A 17327-nucleotide genomic window follows, 5' to 3' on the forward strand; every position below is an offset into this window, starting at 1 on the left:
AGACGCATAGGTACCCGAGAACGGTGAATTTTGGGTACTTCTGAGTCTGCTCGGCGAGACTACCGGCCCCGCGCCGGCTGAGCAGCAGTGGACGCCGAAGAGGACGGCAGCGTCGACGGACGCTCGATGATCGTCGAATTGGGCCCGCCCACCCGGTAACTGGCGCCACGGTGCTCGTCGGCGAGACGGTCTCCGTGGCCCAGCAGCTTGTTGCGCAGGCTGCCCGGTGCGTACGTCGACTGGTAGGCGCCGCGCTCGGTGAGGACCGGGACGACGTGCTCGATGAACTCCGCGAAGGATCCGGGCGTGATCGCGTAGGCCAGGTTGAAACCGTCGACGTCGGTCTCCTCGACCCACTCCTGCAGGGTGTCGGCGACGTGCACGCCGGACCCGACGATGCGCGGTCCCATGCCGCCGATCTCACCCCACTCGGCGATGTCGCGCACGTTCCACTCACCGCCCTTGTCCGAGGCGGACTGAAAGGCCTTGACCGCCGACAGGATCGCGTTGGAATCGACATTGCCGATCGGCTCGTCGAGGCCGTAGCGGGCCAGGTCCACGCCCATCCAGCCGGACATGAACACCAGCGCGCCCTCGGGATCGCCGTAGGCCAGGTATTCGGCATGCCTGGCGTGGGCCTCTTCGTCGGTTTCGCCGGTGATGATCGTGGTGAGGTTGAAGATCTTGGCCGAGTAAGGATCCCGGCCCGCCAACTCGAGTTCTGCCCGGATCGTGGAAACCGTCTCGCGTAGAAGAGCTTTGGTGGGCGCCGCGGTGAAGATCGCCTCGGCGTTCTCGGCGGCGAATCGCACCCCGCGCGGTGAGGAACCGGCCTGGTAGATGACCGGGGTGCGCTGCAGCGACGGCTCGGCCAGATGTACTCCCGGCACGCTGAAATGTGTACCGGCATGGCCGATGTGGTGCACCTTGGCCGGGTCGGTGAAGACCCCGCGCTCGGCGTCACGCACCACCGCGTCGTCTTCCCAGGAGCCTTCCCAAAGCTTGTAGAGCACCTCGAGGTACTCGTCGGCATGGTCGTAGCGTGCGTCGTGTGCCGGCTGGTCCGTCTGGCCCATGTTGCGTGCTGCGGCAGGCAGATACCCGGTGACGACGTTCCAGCCCACCCGGCCGTTGGTCAGATGATCGAGGGTCGACATGCGCCGGGCGAACGGATAAGGATGCTCGAATCCGGTTCCGGTGGTGATCCCGAACCCCAGGTTCTCGGTCACGAGAGCCATCGCCGACACCAACAGCATCGGGTCGCCCACCGGGATCTGCGCGGCCTGGCGGATCGCCGCCTCGTCGCTGGCTCCGTACACGTCGTAGGTGCCCAGCACGTCGGCGATGAACAAGCCGTCAAAACGGCCGCGTTCCAACAACTTCGCGAGTTCGGTCCAGTAGGTGATGTCCCTGTAGCGCCAGGACTGGTCCTCTGGGTGGCGCCACAGGCCCGGCGACTGATGGGCGACGCAGTTCATGTCGAAGGCGTTGAAGCGGATCACACGAGTCACTGTGCCGAGCATGCCGGGATGCAGCGAAAAGGTCAGTGGTTGCGCTCAGCGGGATTGTTTTTGGCGATGAACCACGAATGAATGGCCCACCAACTGTCGGCTCCTCCAGTGGTGGGTTTGCCGGTCAGCCGCGAAACTTACCGCGTGTCAACAAAGTCGCTGCTGATCTCGGTCCTGAACTGGTTGCGTGCCGGTTACCCGGAAGGAGTGCCGGGAACCGATCGGGTGCCCCTGCTCGCGCTGTTGCGGGCCACGCCACTCACCGAGGAGCAGGTGGCCGAGGTCGTGCGCAATATCGCTGAGGCCGCCGCGCCCGCCGACGTTGACGATCCCATCGAACGCGACGAGATCGCGGAGTTCATCGCCGAAGTCACCGACCACGATGCGGGTCCGGAGAACATTGCACGGGTGGCGGCCAAACTGGCCGCCGCGGGTTGGCCGTTGGCCGGCGTCGAACTGCAGTCGGACGCGGGCCAGGACTCAGAGGCCGGATAACGCGTTACGCCGCGGATTGCGGTCACATAGTGACCGCAATCCGCGGCGTTGACGACTGGGATCTAGCCGCGCAGCGAGGCGGTGTCGATCACGAAGCGGTACCGCACATCGCTGGCCAGTACACGCTCATAGGCCTCGTTGATGTAATCGGGCTGGATGACCTCGATCTCCGGGGTCACGTTGTGCTCGGCGCAGAAGTCGAGCATCTCCTGGGTCTCCGGGATACCGCCGATCATCGAACCGGACAGGCTGCGGCGGTAGGCGCCCAGCGGGAAGAACGGGACCACCAGCGGCTTCTCCGGCGCGCCCAGCTCCACCAACGTGCCGTCGGTCTTGAGCAGGCCCAGGTAGGCGCCGAGGTCGAGATTGGCCGACACGGTGTTGAGGATGAGGTCGAAGCTGCCGGCCAGCTTGCGGAAGGTATCGGGGTCGCTGGTCGCGTAGTACTCGTCGGCGCCCAGCCGCAGGCCGTCTTCCATCTTCTTCAGCGACTGCGACAGAACGGTGACGTGCGCACCCATGGCGTGCGCGAGCTTGACGCCCATGTGGCCCAGGCCGCCGAGTCCGATCACGGCGATCTTCTTGCCCGGACCGGCGTCCCAGTGGCGCAGCGGCGAGAACAGCGTGACGCCGGCGCAGAGCAGGGGAGCGGCCTTGTCCAGCGGGATGCTGTCGGGGATGCGCAGGACGTAGTTCTCGTCGACGACGATCGCGCCGCTGTAGCCGCCGTAGGTCGGGGTGCCGTCGCGCCCCGTCGCGTTGTAGGTGCCGATCATGCCGCCGCCGGTGCAGTACTGCTCCAGCCCGGCCTTGCAGTTGTCGCACTCCCGACAGGAATCGACGAAACAACCGACGCCGACGTGGTCGCCGACCTTGTACTTGGTGACCTCCGAGCCGACCGCGGTGACGACACCGGCGATCTCATGACCGGCCACGACGGGGTAGTTGGGGGTGCCCCACTCGCCCTTCACGGTGTGGATGTCGGAATGGCAGATGCCGGCGAAATGGATGTCGAAGGCCACGTCATGGGGCCCTACCTCACGGCGGGTGATGGTGGTCTTGGCCAGCGGTTCGGTCGCCGAATTGGCGGCATAGGCATAAACAGTGCTCATCAAAGCCCTCTTTGCTCGTCGTCTGTGCGTATCCCGGAAAAGATTAGTCCGGTTAACTGACTACTGCCTGAGACGGCAGTGCGTAGCGTGCAACGACGCAGGCGGCGGCGATAATCCCGCTACCAGGTGTGACATATCTCCCGGGGCAACGCCGGGCGTGGGTCACAACCCGGGCGCGCGGAACGCCCCGTTGAAGGAGGTGCGTTCACATCGGATCAGCCCGGCCAGGGTGTAGGGATCGCGGGCGATGACATCCTCGACCTCCTCTTCGCTGAGGTCCCCGGTGACGAGCACCGCTCCGGTCGCCGATTCCAGACGTCCGGCCAGCACGATGCGGCCCGCGGCCACTTCCTCCTCGAGCCACGCGATGTGGGCGGGGCGGGTCTGGTCGACGACGTCGATGGGTTGCACGTAAGTGGTGGTGAGGACGTGGAACATGCCATGCAGACTACGGGTCGGATGAGCTGTTCTCGTTATGCCTGTCGATTTCGCGGTGGCTACGCGAACGCAGGGCCGCGGCCGCATCGTCGGGGATGCCCAGGACGCGCATACAAGCATCTGCCACGTGGAACGGCATCTCGCAACGTTCCGGACCGGGCGGCATCGACCACACGTTGACCAACGATTCGACGAGCCGGAACGGGAGGTCGGCGGCCGCTTCATGAACGCCGGTCCGCCGGCTCAGCGCGCGACTCACAGACAGATAGTGCAGCCGAAGCCGCTCCCGGTCCGACCAGAACGGTTCAAGCTTGGCTTCACGCAGTTCGGGCAACAGATAGAGCGCACCGAGATTCCACCGGCCGGACATCAGTTGGGCGCCGTCGAACGCCGCCAAGGCGTGCAGATGTTCATCGGCGGTCAATGCGGGTTCGGTGCCCAGCAGGCTCGGGATGAACCCGAGGGTCGGCGCAACGGTCTGCTCGAGCAGCGCGCACAGGATGTCGTCCTTGGTCTTGAAGTAGTGGTAGAGGGACGCCTGGCGGACGCCGACCGCTTCGGCGATCGCCCGCGTCGATGTTCCCGCGTAGCCGGTAGCGGTGAACAATTCGCCTGCGGCGTCGAGGATTTCGTCACGAGCGGTGTGCCCCTGCCGGCGCTGGGCGTGTACCCGTGGTCTTCCTGCCATAGGGCCATGGTTGGCTCTTCGGCCGCGAAGGGCCAGCGCACGGGGTATCGGTCACTCGATAGAAACGCGTGACACGTGACGGTTACCGGGCCCGTCAATTCCTTTACACCTCATTAACGCCTGCGACACCCAGCGACGCGGCCTCCGGTGAAAACTGTCGCTCGACAGGCTGCGGCACACGGAGGTGGCGCGGAATTGCCAAATCGCTTCTGGGAGGCCCACGATGGCTGAGGTCACGATCGACATGACCTTCCCCGCGGATCTCGGCGCAGATGACCCCGCGACTGACGACTCGGCGATACGCGCTGAGACGGTGTCACTCTCACCGCCACAGCAGGTTGCCGCCATCGACGACCTGCGCGTCACCTTTCGCCGCAACGGCCGCGACGTCCACGCGTTGCGCGGAGTCTCTCTCGCCATCGCCCCGGGCGAGATAGTCGGCCTGGTCGGTGAATCCGGTTCCGGCAAAACGGTTCTTGGCTTCACGATGCTCGGCCTGCTGCCCAAGAGCGCCAAGATCGACGGTTCGGTCCGGGTGGCGAACTCCGACATGGTCAACGGCGGAACCAAGGCGCTGCGCAAGGTGCGCCGCCTCGACCTCGGAGCGGTGTTCCAGGATCCGATGACCTCGCTCAACCCGACGATGCGGATCGGCAAGCAGGTGGCGGAGGCGGCAGGCAGCGAGCAAGAGGCGCTGCGACTGCTCACCGCGGTCGGCATCCCGGAACCCAAGCGCCGGATGCGGGCGTACCCGCACGAACTCTCCGGCGGGTTGCGTCAGCGCGTGATGATTGCGATGGCGGTCGCGGGTGACCCCGAACTCGTCATCGCCGACGAACCGACCACCGCGCTCGACGTCACCGTTCAGGCCCAGGTGTTACGGCTGCTGCAGCGGTTGCGAGACGAGATCGGTTGCAGCATCGTGCTGATCACCCACGACCTGGGCGTTGCCGCGCAGATCTCGGACCGCATCGCGGTGCTCTACGCGGGGCGTATCGCCGAGATCGGCCCCGCCGCCGACGTGCTGGCCCGCCCCGCCCATCCCTACACCAAAGGACTCCTCGGCAGCCGGCTCACCCTGGACACCGCACGGGACCGGAAGCTCGCGGCGCTGCCCGGCGCGGTGCCCAGCCCGGCGTCACCTTTGCCCGGATGTGCCTTCGGGCCGCGGTGTACCGCGGCCACCGGAGAATGTTCGACGTCACTGCCGGAACCCGTTGTCGTTGCACCCCAACGGGTCAGCGCTTGTATCCGGCCGATGGCGGACATCGGCGGTACGGTGGCATCGTCGGCCGTCGGCGAGCTGTTCCCGGTCAAGGAGCCTGCCAGCGACGAGCAGCCACCTGCCGTGGCGCTGGCCAATGTCGCCAAGACATTCGCGGTGTCTCGGCGGTGGCTGGACCGTTCGGCCGACAATCACGGAAAGCTGCACGCGCTGCGCGGCGTGACCATGCGTGTGCGCCAGGGCGAATCCGTGGCACTGGTCGGGGAGAGCGGTTCGGGCAAGTCGACACTGTTGCGGATCATCGCCGGACTGGAGACTCCGACCTCGGGATCTGTTCAGGTGGCCGGCGGTCAACGCCCGCAGATGGTCTTCCAGGACGCGGGTGCCTCACTGACACCGTGGCTGTCCGTCGGTGAGCTGATCGCCGAGCGGTTGCGGGCCACAAAGATGTCGGCGGCTCAGCGCCGTACCGCCGTGGCGGAGGTACTCGAACGGGTCGGTCTGCCGGTCGAGGTGGCCAAAGCGCGCTCGGGAGAGCTGTCCGGCGGTCAGCGCCAACGGGTTTCGCTGGCGCGGGCCACCGTCGTGCCGCCGTCGGTGTTGCTGTGCGACGAGCCGACCAGCGCGCTCGACGTGTCACTGGCGGCGTCCGTCCTCAACCTGATCGGGGATCTGCGCCGCAGCCTGGACATGTCCGTCGTCTTCGTCACCCACGATCTGTCCGTCGCCCGGGTGGTGGCCGACCGGATTGCCGTGATGTACCTGGGTCGCATCGTCGAGATCGGACCCGCGGATCGTGTGATCGGCGACCCGGCCCATCCGTACACCCAGGCACTCGTCGATGCGATCCCCGACCTGGGCCGCGAATCACACGTGCTGCCCGGCGAACCGGCCAGCCCATTGTCCCCGCCGGATGGCTGCGCATTCCACCCCCGATGTCCGATCGCGGTACCGGCCTGCGGCGGTAGCGAACTCGACGTCCGGTTGGAGGGCACACCGGGCAACCCTCATCACGTTGCGTGCATCGAAAGGCGGGCGGTCTGATGGCGATAGCCGTTGCGTTCCCCACGCTGGCCGACGGGCGGACCCGCCTGCGGTTGTCGTGGTCGTGGCCACGGTCCACGGTGCTCAACTGGGCCGGATTCTCGATGGTGATCGTGTTGACGATGCTCGTCATCGCGGTGCCGCTGATCGCCCCGCACGACCCGCTCACACCGGTGGGGATGCCGCTGCAAGCGCCGGGAAAGAACGGGTTCTTGCTCGGCACCGACAGCGTCGGCCGCGACATCCTGTCCCGCGTTCTCTACGGCGCGCGGTCCAGCTGGTTCGCGGCGCTGGTCGTGGTCGCCGTCGGCCTGGCGATCGGCGGGCTCGTCGGCCTGATCGCCGGCGCGTCGGGAGGCTGGATCGACTCCCTGTTGATGCGCATCACCGACGCGTTCCTGTCCTTGCCCGCCCCGGTGCTCGCGATCGCCGTGGTCGCCGCGCTCGGACCGAGTTTCGTGCACACCCTGATCGCGGTGTCGATCGTCTGGTGGCCGTTCTACGCCAGACTGGTACGCGGCGAGGTTGCGCGCATGGCCGCCCGCCCACACGTCGAGGCCGCCAAACTGGCTGGGGTGAGCCGGTTCCGGCTCGCGACGCGCCACCTGCTTCCGGGTGCGGTGCCGAATGCCCTCGTCGCCGCCAGCCTGGATCTGGGCACCCTGATCCTCACCGTGGCCGCACTGTCGTTCCTCGGGCTCGGGCAGGCCGCGCCTGCGCCTGAGCTGGGTGCCGACTCGGCCCGAAACCTCAGCTATTTCCTGCAGCAGTGGTGGATCCCGGTGATGCCGGGTCTCGGTGTCCTGGTTCTGGCGCTCGTCGGAAACATCGCCGGGGACTGCCTGCGCAACCTGATGAAGAACCGGTGAGTGAGAGGAGTTCTTGAGTGAAGACTTTCGTTGCTTCCCGCCTGAGTGCGATGGTGGCGATCCTGATCGCCCTTACCGGAGTGATGTTCGTTCTCCAGCACGTCTCGCCGCTGGACCCCGTGAAGGCGCAGTTGGGCGCGCAGGCTTCGGCGCAAGCGGTCGCCGCCAGGCGCGAGGAACTCGGTTTGAACCAGCCGGTGCTCGTACAGTTCTGGCACTACCTGACCAATGCGGTGACCGGTGATCTGGGAACCTCCTACCGCACCCGTCACCCCGTGTTGTCGGACCTCGGCAGCTTCCTGCCTGCCACCTTGGAACTCGCGATGTTCGGGATCGCCATCGCACTGGTGCTGGCGGCCCTGCTGGCATTCAGCACCACGTTGAAGTGGCCTGGTGCCCAGGTACTTCGGGCGGTCTTGTTCACCGGCGCGGCGGCACCGATGTTCCTGCTCGGCATCCTCGGGCTGATCGTGTTCTACCAGAACCTGGGGTGGGTTCCGGCCAATGGGCGTATCGCGGTGGCGAATCCACCCACCGGGCCGACGGGCCTGCTCACCGTCGACGGACTTGTGCACGGCCGCTTCGACGTGGTGGTCGATGCCGTGCAGCACCTGATGCTGCCCGCCCTCGTGATCGCGATCGGGCCCGCTGTGGCGATCGGGCGGGTGCTGCGCAGCAGCCTGATGACCGATATCGACAGCGACTACGCGCGGACAGCCCGGGCCAAGGGGTTGTCCGAGGGCCGGATCATGACGCGCCACGTGCTGCGCAACTCGGTCGGGTCTGCTTTGTCGATGACCGGTCTTCAAGTGGGCCTGATGTTCTCGGGCGTGCTCGTTGTGGAGCAGGTGTTCGGGTGGCCCGGCATCGGCCAGTACATCGCGCAGAGCATCCCGGTCGCCGACTTCCCGGCCATCGCCGGCGTCACCTTGATGTTGGGTGCGCTCTATGTAGTCATCAACACCGCCGTGGACCTGCTCCAGGCGGCAGCCGATCCCCGTATCGCAGTTATAGGAGGTTAGGTGCCCAAACAGCCACTCATCGTGGGTAATCCAGTTCTTGTCGTGGTCGACATACAGGAGGGCGGTGCAATGTCGGCGCAGGACGCCGGGATTCCGGTGATGCCCGGTCATGCCGAGCGCGTCGCCGTCGCCGAGAAGCTGCTCGCCGCAGCGCGTGCGGCGGATGTACCGGTGGTGTTCTTCCAGGAGGTGCACCGGCCCAGCGGCATCGACTTCGGCCGCGAGCTCGACGGCACCGAGGGCGTCCACTGCGTCGAGGGTCAGCCCGGCACCGACCTGGAACCCACCCTGCGGCCGCTGCCCGACGAGTTCCACATCGTGAAGCGGCGTTACTCCGGTTTCATCGGAACGGATTTCGAGATCGTGCTGTCAGGCCTCAAGGCCTCGACGCTCATCCTCATCGGCGGACTCACCGACGTGTGTGTGCACTACACCTTCGCCGATGCGCATCAGCGTGACTTCTACGTCCGCGTCGTCACCGACTGCGTGGGCGGGTCGTCGCAGTACCGGCACGATGCCGCGCTCGATGCCATGGAGTACCTGCAGACCGGTGCACTACGAACCTCCGACGAGATCCTCGCCGCCTTCTCCGAACTCGCCACGTCCCAACCCCTTCTCGAAGGAGCCGCCCGATGATCAAGCGATGGAAGACCATGGCCGCCGTGAGTGCGGCGGCGGCATTGCTGCTGAGCGCCTGCGGAGGTTCGGATTCCGGGAGCGGCACACCCAGCGCGGCGCCGACCGACAAGGTGCTGCACCTGTCGTTCCTGCAGGACCCGGGCCAGCCGCCCGACCCTGACATCTACTACGCCGGCCAGGGTCTGCTGCTGACCACGAATATCTACGAGGGCCTGCTGCAGTACAAGGCGGGGACCGACAAGCCCGTGCTGGAACCTCTGCTGGCCACCGAGTGGAAGGTGTCGCCGGACAACAGGGTCTTCGATTTCAAACTGCGCGAAGGCGTCAAGTTCCATGACGGCACCCCGTTCACCGCGGAAGCTGTCAAGGCGTCCTTCGATCGCAGACTGGCGGTCAACCAGGGGCCGGCCTACATGGTCAAGGACGTGGAATCGGTTACCCCACACGGTGATTACGACGTCACCGTCACCCTGAAGGCGCCCAACGCGGCGTTTCTCGACTATCTCGCGTGCGCGTACGGGCCCAGGATGCTGAGTCCTCAGGGACTCCAGCAGAACGCGGGCTCCGATCACGCACAGAGCTACCTGACCAACCACGATCTGGGGACCGGCCCGTACACGCTCACCGCGGCCGAGGTCGGATCGCGCTACGCGTTGGCGTCATTCCCGGAGTATTGGGGCGCCAAGCCGTACTTCGAGAAGGTCGAGATGCCGGTGATCACCGACGTTTCGGCGCAACAGCTCCAGTTCAACAACGGGCAGCTTGCCGCGATCCTGCATGACCTGCCCTCGTCAGCGGTCCAGTCCTATTTGGACAACAAGGCATTCGCGAACTACTCGCTGCCGACCATGATGTCGAACTACCTGTACGTGAACCCGCACAAGGGCATGATGACCGATGCGAAGAACCGCACCGCGGTGCTGCAGGCGATCAACGTCGACGAGCTGGTCAAGCAGACGTACTTCGGGCGCGGCGATGTGGCCGGACAGATCTATCCGCCCAACATGATGGCCTCGGACTTCGCCAATCAGGATGTGGCTCACGATCCGTCGGTGCTCAGCGGCATCGCAGGGGGACTGCCCGCCGACCAGAAAGCCATCACGATCGGCTATGACTCGAGTAATCCCGACAATCAGCTGGTCAGCAATCTGCTCCAGACACAGCTTGCCGCTGCGGGATTGACCGCAAAGGTTCAGGCCTACCCGACGTCAGAAATCTACGGCTGGGTCGGTACCGACGGTCAGTCGGCTCCGGAGATCTTCACCGCCCTGGCCTGGCCGGACGCGCCCTCGCCGTACACCTGGGGGCACATCTCGTGGGATCCCGACGGCGGGCTGAACTACCTGGGCTGTTCGGCACCACCGGTCACCGATGCGTTGGCCAGTGGCTTGCCCACCGGTGACTCCGCGGTGTTCTCGCGGGCCGGGCTGGAAGCTGTGAAGACCGGCTGCTGGCTCAACATCGCCGACGTCAACGACTTCATGGTGGCCCAGCCCTGGCTCAAAGGTGTCGAACAGTCCCACGTGGTGACCAACCCCAACTCCCTGCGGCTCGCCGCGCTGTCGGTGGGCTGATGGCGACGCTGGTCCGCAAGAGCGGAGTCCGCCACATCATCCTGCTCACCCTGGGTTGGGAGGAACTTCCGAAATCGGTGTCGGTGTACGGGGCCCCGGCCGCGGAGCGCATGCGCGAACCCGTTCCGGGCGTGTTGCTCCAGACCGATGGGGGCTGGGTGCTGCTCGACACGGGATTCAACACCGCGCTCGTGCGTGACCCCGCGTTGTACCGGCGGTTCTTCCCGACGGTGGAATACCGACCGGTGCTACCGGGGCCCGGCGAGCCGATCGAGCAGCGGCTCGCCGAGGTCGGGGTGGACTTCGACGACATCCACACCGTGGCGGTGAGCCATCTGCACCACGACCATGCCGGCGGGCTCAAGCTGTTCGCAGGCAAGGTCCCGGTGCACGCCCAGCGCCGCGAGCTCGAATACGGTCTGTCGAACCACCCTGAGCCGGAACGCAATGCGATCGTCCGGGTGGACTTCGACGATCCGAACATCGACTGGCGGCTGGCCGACGGCGAGGCCACGATCGCCCCCGGCATCTCCGCGATCCCGACGTACGGACACACGCCAGGGCATCAGAGTTTCGCGGTGGAGCTCGACGAGTCCGTCGGCGGAGGCGGGTTCGTGTTCGCGTTCGATGCCGCGGATCTGACCGAGAACATCGAGCACGAGCTCCCGATCGGCGGGTTCATCGACGTCGAGCCCGAGGAAACGGTCGAACCGATCCGCAAGCTCAAGAAGCTGGCGCGCGACAAGCGATATCAGTTGATTCCCGGCCATGACCCGGAGGTGTGGCCGGGCCTGACCGAGCACTTCCACGAGCGCTTCGGGCCCGTCACCTCGGAAGCCCATCATGGCTGACCTCGTGCTCCGGGCGCAGCGGGTCCTGCTGGACGGCGAGCTGCGGCCGGCGTCCGTGGCCGTCACCGGCGGAGTCATCACGGACGTCGGGACTGTGGATGCCGATGCGCGGGCACCGATCCAGATCGATGTCCCGGCCCACGCGGTGCTGCTGCCCGGCTTCGTCGACACCCATGTCCACGTCAACGAACCGGGCACGGATTGGGAGGGATTCGAAACGGCGACCGCTGCGGCGGCCGCTGCCGGGATCACCACCATCGTGGACATGCCGCTGGATTGCCGTCCGGTGACGACCACAGTGGCGGCGTTGCGGACCAAACAGGCAGTGGCCGAAGGGAACTGCCGTGTCGACGTCGGGTTCTGGGCGGGCGTGGTGCCGGAGAATCTGGGGGAGTTGGAGTCGCTGGCAGCCGCGGGCGTCCGCGGGTTCAAATGCTTCCTCGCCGACTCCGGCAACCCCGACTTCGGGTACCTGACTCCCGGGCAGTTCCGTACCGCGATGAGCCGGATCGCCGAAGTCGGTTCGGTGCTGTTGGTGCACGCCGAAAGCCATCGGGTGATCGCCGGCAGCGCACCGCCGCACGGGCGGCACTACTCATCATTCCTGCGATCCCGTCCCGATGCCGCCGAAGAGGATGCGGTGGAACTGGTGCTCGATACCGCGGCCGCGAGTGGCGCGCGAGCCCACATCGTGCATGTGTCGAGCGCGAACGTGCTGCCGATGCTTGCCGACGCCAAACGCGCGGGCGTCGCGGTGACAGCCGAGACCTGTCCGCACTACCTGACGTTCACCGCGGAGGCGATTCCCGACGGCGGCACCGAGTTCGCCGCCTGCCCACCTGTCCGAGACGCCGCCAACCGTGACCGGCTGTGGGACGGCCTGCTGGACGGGACCCTGGACATGGTGGTGTCGGATCATTCACCGTGTTCCCCGAAGCTCAAGGCGGACGGGGATTTCGGGCGGGCCTTCGGCGGTGTCAGCTCATTGCAGGTCGGGCCGAGCGCGGTGTGGGCACATGCGGCGCAACGAGGGTTCGGACTGCCCGATCTGAGCCGCTGGATGGCGCAGCAGCCCGCCGCGCTGGCCGGGTTCGCCGACCGGGGGAGCATCGCACCTGGTCTGCGGGCCGACCTGTGCGCCTTCGATCCCGATGCGGAAACACCCGTGCACAGCGATGATCTTCGCCACCGTCACCGCGTGAGCCCGTACGACGGCGTGACGGTCCGGGGAGCGGCGCTGCAAACCTGGGTGGCCGGCGTGCCGGTGCTGGAGACGGTGGCGGCATGAGGATTCTGATACTCAATCCCAACACCTCAGGGTCGATGACCGCCGAGGTCGCCGCAGCGGCCGCCGAAGTGGCTCATACCGACACCGAGATCATCTGTCTGGCACCGCGGTTCGGCAGCGTGGCGATCGACTCGGCCGCCGAGAGCTACCTGGCTGCCGTCGGCATGATGGACCTGGTCGTCAGGCTGACCCAAGCCGGCGAATTCGATTTCGACGCCGTCGTCGTGGCCGGATTCGGTGAGCACGGCAGGGATGCACTCGCCGAAATGCTGACCGTGCCGGTGTTCGACATCGCCGAATGTTCGGCTCACGTCGCGCATCTGATCGGCCGGAGGTTCTCCGTCGTGACCACGCTCGCCCGATCGATCGCCCCGATCGAAGACCGGCTGCTGCTGGCCGGGCTCGACGCACACTGTGCGTCGGTGCGGGCCTGCGGACTGGACACCGCCACGGTCGATGCCGATCCGGAAGGCGCGATCCAGGCCATCGTGGATGAGGCAGCGCGAGCGGTCACCGACGACGGGGCCGACGTGATCTGTCTGGGGTGTGCGGGGATGTCCGGGGTCGTCGACGCGGTCACCGCCAAGCTGGGCGTGCCCGTCGTCGACGGGGTTGCCGCGGCGGTCGGTCTCGCCCAGGCCGTGGTCGGACTGGGGTTGTCGACCAGCAAGGCCGGGGTCTACGCACCGGGCCCGGACAACCCGCGCAGCCACTGGCCCATCTCACATGCCCTTGGAGTGGACGGATGATCCCGGCAGTACCAGGTGTGGACCTCGCCTCACGGGTCGTCGGCGGCAGCGTGGTGGCCGCCAGCGACGAGTCGTTCGGCTTCAAGGAGCGGCTGGTCGATCCGGCCGAACCGGCGTTCGTGCCGGGCACCTTCGATCTGCGCGGGGAGATCGTCGACGGCTGGGAGACCCGCCGCCATGCCGGGCCCGGTGGCGACTGGGCGATCGTGCGTCTCGGTTCGCCGGGGCGGCTGTGCGCCGTCGATGTCGACACCCGCTTCTTCTCGGGCAACCATCCGCAAGCCTGCCGCCTGGACGCGGCTGTGCTCGCACCCAGCGCCGACGCGACGGATCCCGACGTGCAATGGACCACCATCGTGGAACCCACCGCGTTGAAACCCGATTCGAACAACCTGATGACGGTGACCGACCGCCGTCGCTGGACGCACATACGGCTGTCGCTGGCGACCGACGGTGGTGTGGCTCGGTTGCGTGCCTATGGCGAGGTGATACCCGACCCGGCGTTGTGGTCCGACGTCACCATCGAGGTATCCGGCCTGGAGCAAGGCGGCCGCGTCGAATGGTGCAGCGACGCGTTCTATTCCGACGCCGGTTCGCTGGTGGCCCCCGACCGGCCGCGCAACATGGGCGATGGCTGGGAAACGCGCCGCCGCCGGGACATCGGCCCGGAGGATCACGACGCGGTGGTGATCTCCTTCGCCGTACCGACCGATCTGAAGCGCATCGAGATCGACACGTCCTACTTCGTGTTCAACGCGTCGCCGGAGGTGGCCGTTCTCGGCGCCGGGGTACGTGCGGACGACGAACGCGGCTGGGCGGCGGTGCAATTCGACATTCCTGTGCTCAGCCGCGTGCGACTGGCCGCCGACGCCAGGCAGGTTTTCGTGGTTGATGCCCGTGGCGTCACCGCATTGCGGGTGCAGGCGTATCCCGACGGCGGCATCGCCAGGGTGCGCGCGTCGGGCACACCGACCGTCCAAGGGCTGCAACAGCTTCGAGAGAAGTGGACGGAGTGCTCGTGAGCGATGTTCTGGCGTCGGACTGCGCGGGATTGTGGCGGCGCACCTTGCTGATCGAGGCCGACGGAACGCGTGACACCGGGACGGACGTCGTGTGGTTGCAGGCCGGTAGCGCCTACGTCGACTCCCGCGGCTTCGGTGGTGAGCTGGTCCAGCGGGGCACCGTGTTCTCCTGGCGACGTGACGTCGAGCTGGTGCCGTCGGGCCCTGCTCCCGACGAGGGTGAGATGCGCTGGGACGGGGACACTCTGATCGAGACCGGCGTGCATGAAGACTACGTCGAGCATTGGGTGCGCGATCCCGGTCCGACAACCCCTCGCGGCGGGTTTTTCCTGCGTGCACCCGACGGAGGCCAGGCCCTCCTGGTGCGGGTCGGGCCGATCTTCGGGTGGCTGGGCGCCGGTGAGGCGGTGATCGACACGGTGGGCGGACCGCGATGGGCCGCACTCGCCGTCGAATTGGAAGGTCAGCAGATTCAGGCCAACGGCGTGCTCTGGGTCGTGGAACGAACTGAAGGGACAGTGAATCTGTGAGTGGCACAACATCGTTGGCGGCGTTCATGTCCGTGCCGATCATCGACATCAGCGGGCTGCGTTCGCCCCGGCGTGACGAGCGGGAACGGGTCGCGGCCGAGATCGGCGCGGCGGCCCGCGAAGTCGGCTTCTTCTACATCAGCGGATCCGGCATCGAGGAGTCGGTGTTCGAGCGGATGCTCGCTGCCACCAAGCAGTTCTTCGCACTGCCGCTGGAGGAGAAGATGCGCAGCTATATCGGGCTGTCGCAGTGTCACCGCGGTTATGTGCCGGTAGGGGAGGAGGGCCTCGAATCCGACAGCCCTCCCGACCTGAAGGAAGCCTTCGACACCGCGCTCGACCTGCCGGCCGACGACCCCGACCATCTGGCGGGCAACCCGATGCTCGGACCGAACACCTGGCCCGATCTGCCCGGATTCGCCGAAGCGGTGACGCCCTACTACCAGGCTGTGATCGACGTTGGCCGGCAACTGTTGTGGGCGTTCGCGGTGGCGCTGGGGGAGGACCCCGAGGTGTTCTCCCGGCACGCCACGAAGACACCCAGCCAACTGCGGTTGATGCACTACCCGTACAACGCCGACGCGCAGGACGGACAGGGTATCGGCGCACACACCGACTACGAGTGCTTCACGCTGCTCAAGCCCACCGCGCCCGGCCTGGAAGTGCTCAACGGCGCCGGCGAGTGGATCGACGTGCCACCGGTGGACGGGACGTTCGTCGTCAACATCGGAGATCTGCTCGAACTGTGGACCAACGGAACGTTCGTGGCGACCAGTCACCGGGTGCGCCGCGTGGCGCAGGAGCGCTACTCGTTCCCACTGTTCTTCAACGTCGACTATCACACCGAGGTGAAACCGCTGCCCCGGTTCGTCGCGACCGACGGGCCCCAGCGCCAGCCACTGCGAGCCGGTGAGCATCTGTTCGCTCAGACCGCGCAGACCTTCGCGTATCTGCGCCGCCGGATGCAGGCGGGGGAACTGGTGCTACCCGACGGGTCCCTGGCCACCGGGCAATTCGGTCAGCAGGCCGTGTACGGAGTCGATGGCCGGATCAGTTGATCGGGGCGTTCACCCAGCGCAGGTCATCGAGGATGCCGCGGGCGGCCACGATGTTCTGACCGGTCTGCCAGACCTCGTTGTTCACCACGAACACCCGGTTGTCCTTGGCGGCGGACAGGGCCCGCCACGCCGGGCTCTGCAGGATCTTGGGTGCGTTGTCCCTGGCCGCCTCGGATGCGAACGAGACGTAGACGATGTCCGCGTCGGCGATGCGGTAGTCGGCGTCGGTGGTGCCGAGCTCCTCGTAGGGTTTGTCGGTAAACCGTTGCGCGGCAGGTCGATCCAATCCGACTGCGGCCAGCACGCTGCCGGCGAAGGTGTCAGTGCCGTACACGCGGACGGTGTTCTCGGTCAGCTGCACCACCGAGGCCTGGAAGTGCCCGGCGTCATTCTGCGCTCCGGCGTCGCGGGCGGCATCGTCGAATTTCGCGATCAGGTCCGCCGCGGCGTCCCTGCGACCCGTCGCCTCGCCCACCGCACGCAGTGTGTCGCGCCAGGCGGCCCCGGGCGCCCCGGTGAACACGGTCGGGGCGATCGCCGACAGCGCGCCGAACGACGCCGGAGTGAGGCTCGCGGAGCCGAGGATCAGTTCGGGGTTGGCCGACTTGATGGCCTCGAGGTCCGGCGCGTTCCGGGAACCGGCCGGGGCGACCCCGTGCACGACGGCTCCCAGATAGGAGGGCTGCTCGGACGAACCGTCCGGAAGTGCGGCCGCGACGATGCGGGACTGCAGACCCAGCGCGCACAACGCATCGAGCTGGTCCCCGGACAGCGCGACGATGCGCTGCGGATCGCCGCGCACCTCGGTGGACTCCGAGATATCCGAGCTGTTCGCTCCGCCTCCTCGGGCATTGCGGACGTCGCGCGCCGACTGATCGGCCGCGGCCGGCTCGGCCGCGCAGGATTCGTCGGGGCGGCGCTGATTGCCCAGCACGCCGGAATCGGCGATCTTGGTGACACTGGTCGTCATCGACGTCTGCGCCTGCTGCGTCTGCTCGGCAGAGCCGCACCCGCTGGCGAGGGTCGCGGCCGCGGCGATCACCGCGACTACGGCGCGGGGTCGGTTGGTCAGCACCGGGCGACCGTAACATTCACCGCTTTGTCGCTGGTCAGGACCTCGCGGCCGAAAGACGCGACGCTGCGGCGCCACGCAGTACGACAGTTTGTAGGACCCAGGGACGCCGAGGCCGCCGGGAGCGTTAGGATTCAGTT

The 17327-nt window shown here is 66.9% G+C and carries 17 protein-coding genes; 12 read left to right on the forward strand and 5 right to left on the reverse strand.

The features are described from left to right. Positions 1-59 precede the first annotated feature (59 nt). Positions 60-1511 (reverse strand): LLM class flavin-dependent oxidoreductase, encoded by a 1452-nt coding sequence (locus tag EH231_RS01270; RefSeq protein ID WP_124711724.1) that lies wholly within the window; start codon positions 1509-1511, stop codon positions 60-62. A gap of 144 nt (positions 1512-1655) precedes the next feature. On the opposite strand from EH231_RS01270, the gene EH231_RS01275 reads away from it, so the two are divergent. Continuing rightward, positions 1656-2006 (forward strand): DUF3349 domain-containing protein, encoded by a 351-nt coding sequence (locus EH231_RS01275; protein ID WP_090425967.1) that lies wholly within the window; start codon positions 1656-1658, stop codon positions 2004-2006. 62 nt (positions 2007-2068) lie between these two features. Here the strand turns inward: EH231_RS01275 and EH231_RS01280 are convergent, their stop codons facing one another. The 3 genes from EH231_RS01280 to EH231_RS01290 form a co-directional block, all read right to left on the reverse strand. Further along, positions 2069-3118, reverse strand: a complete 1050-nt coding sequence (locus EH231_RS01280) for an NAD(P)-dependent alcohol dehydrogenase (RefSeq protein WP_090424964.1) — start codon at positions 3116-3118, stop codon at positions 2069-2071. 162 nt (positions 3119-3280) lie between these two features. After that, a complete protein-coding gene (locus tag EH231_RS01285) occupies positions 3281-3556 on the reverse strand; it encodes a YciI family protein (RefSeq protein ID WP_090424965.1) in 276 nt (91 codons plus the stop codon). Positions 3557-3566: 10 nt separating this feature from the next. Then, positions 3567-4244 carry a TetR/AcrR family transcriptional regulator gene (locus tag EH231_RS01290; RefSeq protein ID WP_124711725.1) on the reverse strand — a complete coding sequence of 226 codons (678 nt, stop codon included), beginning with the start codon at positions 4242-4244 and terminating at the stop codon, positions 3567-3569. A 223-nt stretch (positions 4245-4467) separates the two neighbouring features. Here EH231_RS01290 and EH231_RS01295 point away from each other — a divergent pair, with 223 nt between their 5' ends. From EH231_RS01295 to EH231_RS01345, 11 genes are read left to right on the forward strand one after another with little or no spacing between them, the layout of a single operon-like run. Continuing rightward, positions 4468-6513, forward strand: a complete 2046-nt coding sequence (locus EH231_RS01295; protein WP_241177860.1) for a dipeptide ABC transporter ATP-binding protein — start codon at positions 4468-4470, stop codon at positions 6511-6513. Then, on the forward strand, positions 6513-7382 hold the full coding sequence (locus EH231_RS01300) for an ABC transporter permease (RefSeq protein ID WP_170856222.1): 870 nt from the start codon (positions 6513-6515) through the stop codon (positions 7380-7382). The genes EH231_RS01295 and EH231_RS01300 overlap by 1 nt, the downstream gene beginning before the upstream one ends. Before the next feature lie 17 nt (positions 7383-7399). Then, positions 7400-8404 (forward strand): ABC transporter permease, encoded by a 1005-nt coding sequence (locus EH231_RS01305; RefSeq protein ID WP_090424967.1) that lies wholly within the window; start codon positions 7400-7402, stop codon positions 8402-8404. Then, positions 8405-9040, forward strand: a complete 636-nt coding sequence (locus EH231_RS01310; protein WP_124711726.1) for a cysteine hydrolase family protein — start codon at positions 8405-8407, stop codon at positions 9038-9040. Continuing rightward, complete coding sequence (locus tag EH231_RS01315; protein ID WP_090424969.1) at positions 9037-10617, forward strand: ABC transporter substrate-binding protein; 1581 nt, start codon at positions 9037-9039, stop codon at positions 10615-10617. Before EH231_RS01310 ends, EH231_RS01315 begins: the two co-directional genes overlap by 4 nt. Further along, complete coding sequence (locus EH231_RS01320) at positions 10617-11468, forward strand: N-acyl homoserine lactonase family protein (protein ID WP_124711727.1); 852 nt, start codon at positions 10617-10619, stop codon at positions 11466-11468. Before EH231_RS01315 ends, EH231_RS01320 begins: the two co-directional genes overlap by 1 nt. Further along, entirely contained in the window at positions 11461-12756 is a 1296-nt protein-coding gene (allB, locus tag EH231_RS01325; RefSeq protein ID WP_124711728.1) for an allantoinase AllB, read from the forward strand. Before EH231_RS01320 ends, allB begins: the two co-directional genes overlap by 8 nt. Further along, a complete protein-coding gene (locus tag EH231_RS01330; protein ID WP_124711729.1) occupies positions 12753-13505 on the forward strand; it encodes an aspartate/glutamate racemase family protein in 753 nt (250 codons plus the stop codon). The genes allB and EH231_RS01330 overlap by 4 nt, the downstream gene beginning before the upstream one ends. After that, a complete protein-coding gene (gene alc / locus EH231_RS01335) occupies positions 13502-14527 on the forward strand; it encodes an allantoicase (RefSeq protein WP_124711730.1) in 1026 nt (341 codons plus the stop codon). Before EH231_RS01330 ends, alc begins: the two co-directional genes overlap by 4 nt. Beyond that, complete coding sequence (locus tag EH231_RS01340) at positions 14524-15057, forward strand: hypothetical protein (protein ID WP_124711731.1); 534 nt, start codon at positions 14524-14526, stop codon at positions 15055-15057. Before alc ends, EH231_RS01340 begins: the two co-directional genes overlap by 4 nt. Then, positions 15054-16115 (forward strand): isopenicillin N synthase family dioxygenase, encoded by a 1062-nt coding sequence (locus EH231_RS01345; protein ID WP_090424974.1) that lies wholly within the window; start codon positions 15054-15056, stop codon positions 16113-16115. The genes EH231_RS01340 and EH231_RS01345 overlap by 4 nt, the downstream gene beginning before the upstream one ends. On the opposite strand, the gene EH231_RS01350 is transcribed toward EH231_RS01345, so the two are convergent. Then, complete coding sequence (locus tag EH231_RS01350; RefSeq protein WP_124711732.1) at positions 16108-17190, reverse strand: iron-siderophore ABC transporter substrate-binding protein; 1083 nt, start codon at positions 17188-17190, stop codon at positions 16108-16110. The two genes, EH231_RS01345 and EH231_RS01350, sit on opposite strands and share 8 nt — an antisense overlap. Positions 17191-17327: the final 137 nt, after the last annotated feature.

This window comes from Mycolicibacterium nivoides, from assembly GCF_003855255.1.
In the GTDB taxonomy this organism is placed as follows: Bacteria; Actinomycetota; Actinomycetes; order Mycobacteriales; family Mycobacteriaceae; genus Mycobacterium; species Mycobacterium nivoides.

What these genes read in the sequence shown, in the direction of transcription:
- EH231_RS01295 (WP_241177860.1), top strand. Translation starts at nt 4,468, where the DNA reads ATGGCTGAGGTCACGATCGACATGACCTTCCCCGCGGATCTCGGCGCA.
- EH231_RS01285 (WP_090424965.1), bottom strand. Translation starts at nt 3,556, where the DNA reads ATGTTCCACGTCCTCACCACCACTTACGTGCAACCCATCGACGTCGTC.
- EH231_RS01330 (WP_124711729.1), top strand. Translation starts at nt 12,753, where the DNA reads ATGAGGATTCTGATACTCAATCCCAACACCTCAGGGTCGATGACCGCC.
- EH231_RS01320 (WP_124711727.1), top strand. Translation starts at nt 10,617, where the DNA reads ATGGCGACGCTGGTCCGCAAGAGCGGAGTCCGCCACATCATCCTGCTC.
- EH231_RS01300 (WP_170856222.1), top strand. Translation starts at nt 6,513, where the DNA reads ATGGCGATAGCCGTTGCGTTCCCCACGCTGGCCGACGGGCGGACCCGC.
- allB (WP_124711728.1), top strand. Translation starts at nt 11,461, where the DNA reads ATGGCTGACCTCGTGCTCCGGGCGCAGCGGGTCCTGCTGGACGGCGAG.
- EH231_RS01280 (WP_090424964.1), bottom strand. Translation starts at nt 3,118, where the DNA reads ATGAGCACTGTTTATGCCTATGCCGCCAATTCGGCGACCGAACCGCTG.
- alc (WP_124711730.1), top strand. Translation starts at nt 13,502, where the DNA reads ATGATCCCGGCAGTACCAGGTGTGGACCTCGCCTCACGGGTCGTCGGC.
- EH231_RS01315 (WP_090424969.1), top strand. Translation starts at nt 9,037, where the DNA reads ATGATCAAGCGATGGAAGACCATGGCCGCCGTGAGTGCGGCGGCGGCA.
- EH231_RS01290 (WP_124711725.1), bottom strand. Translation starts at nt 4,244, where the DNA reads ATGGCAGGAAGACCACGGGTACACGCCCAGCGCCGGCAGGGGCACACC.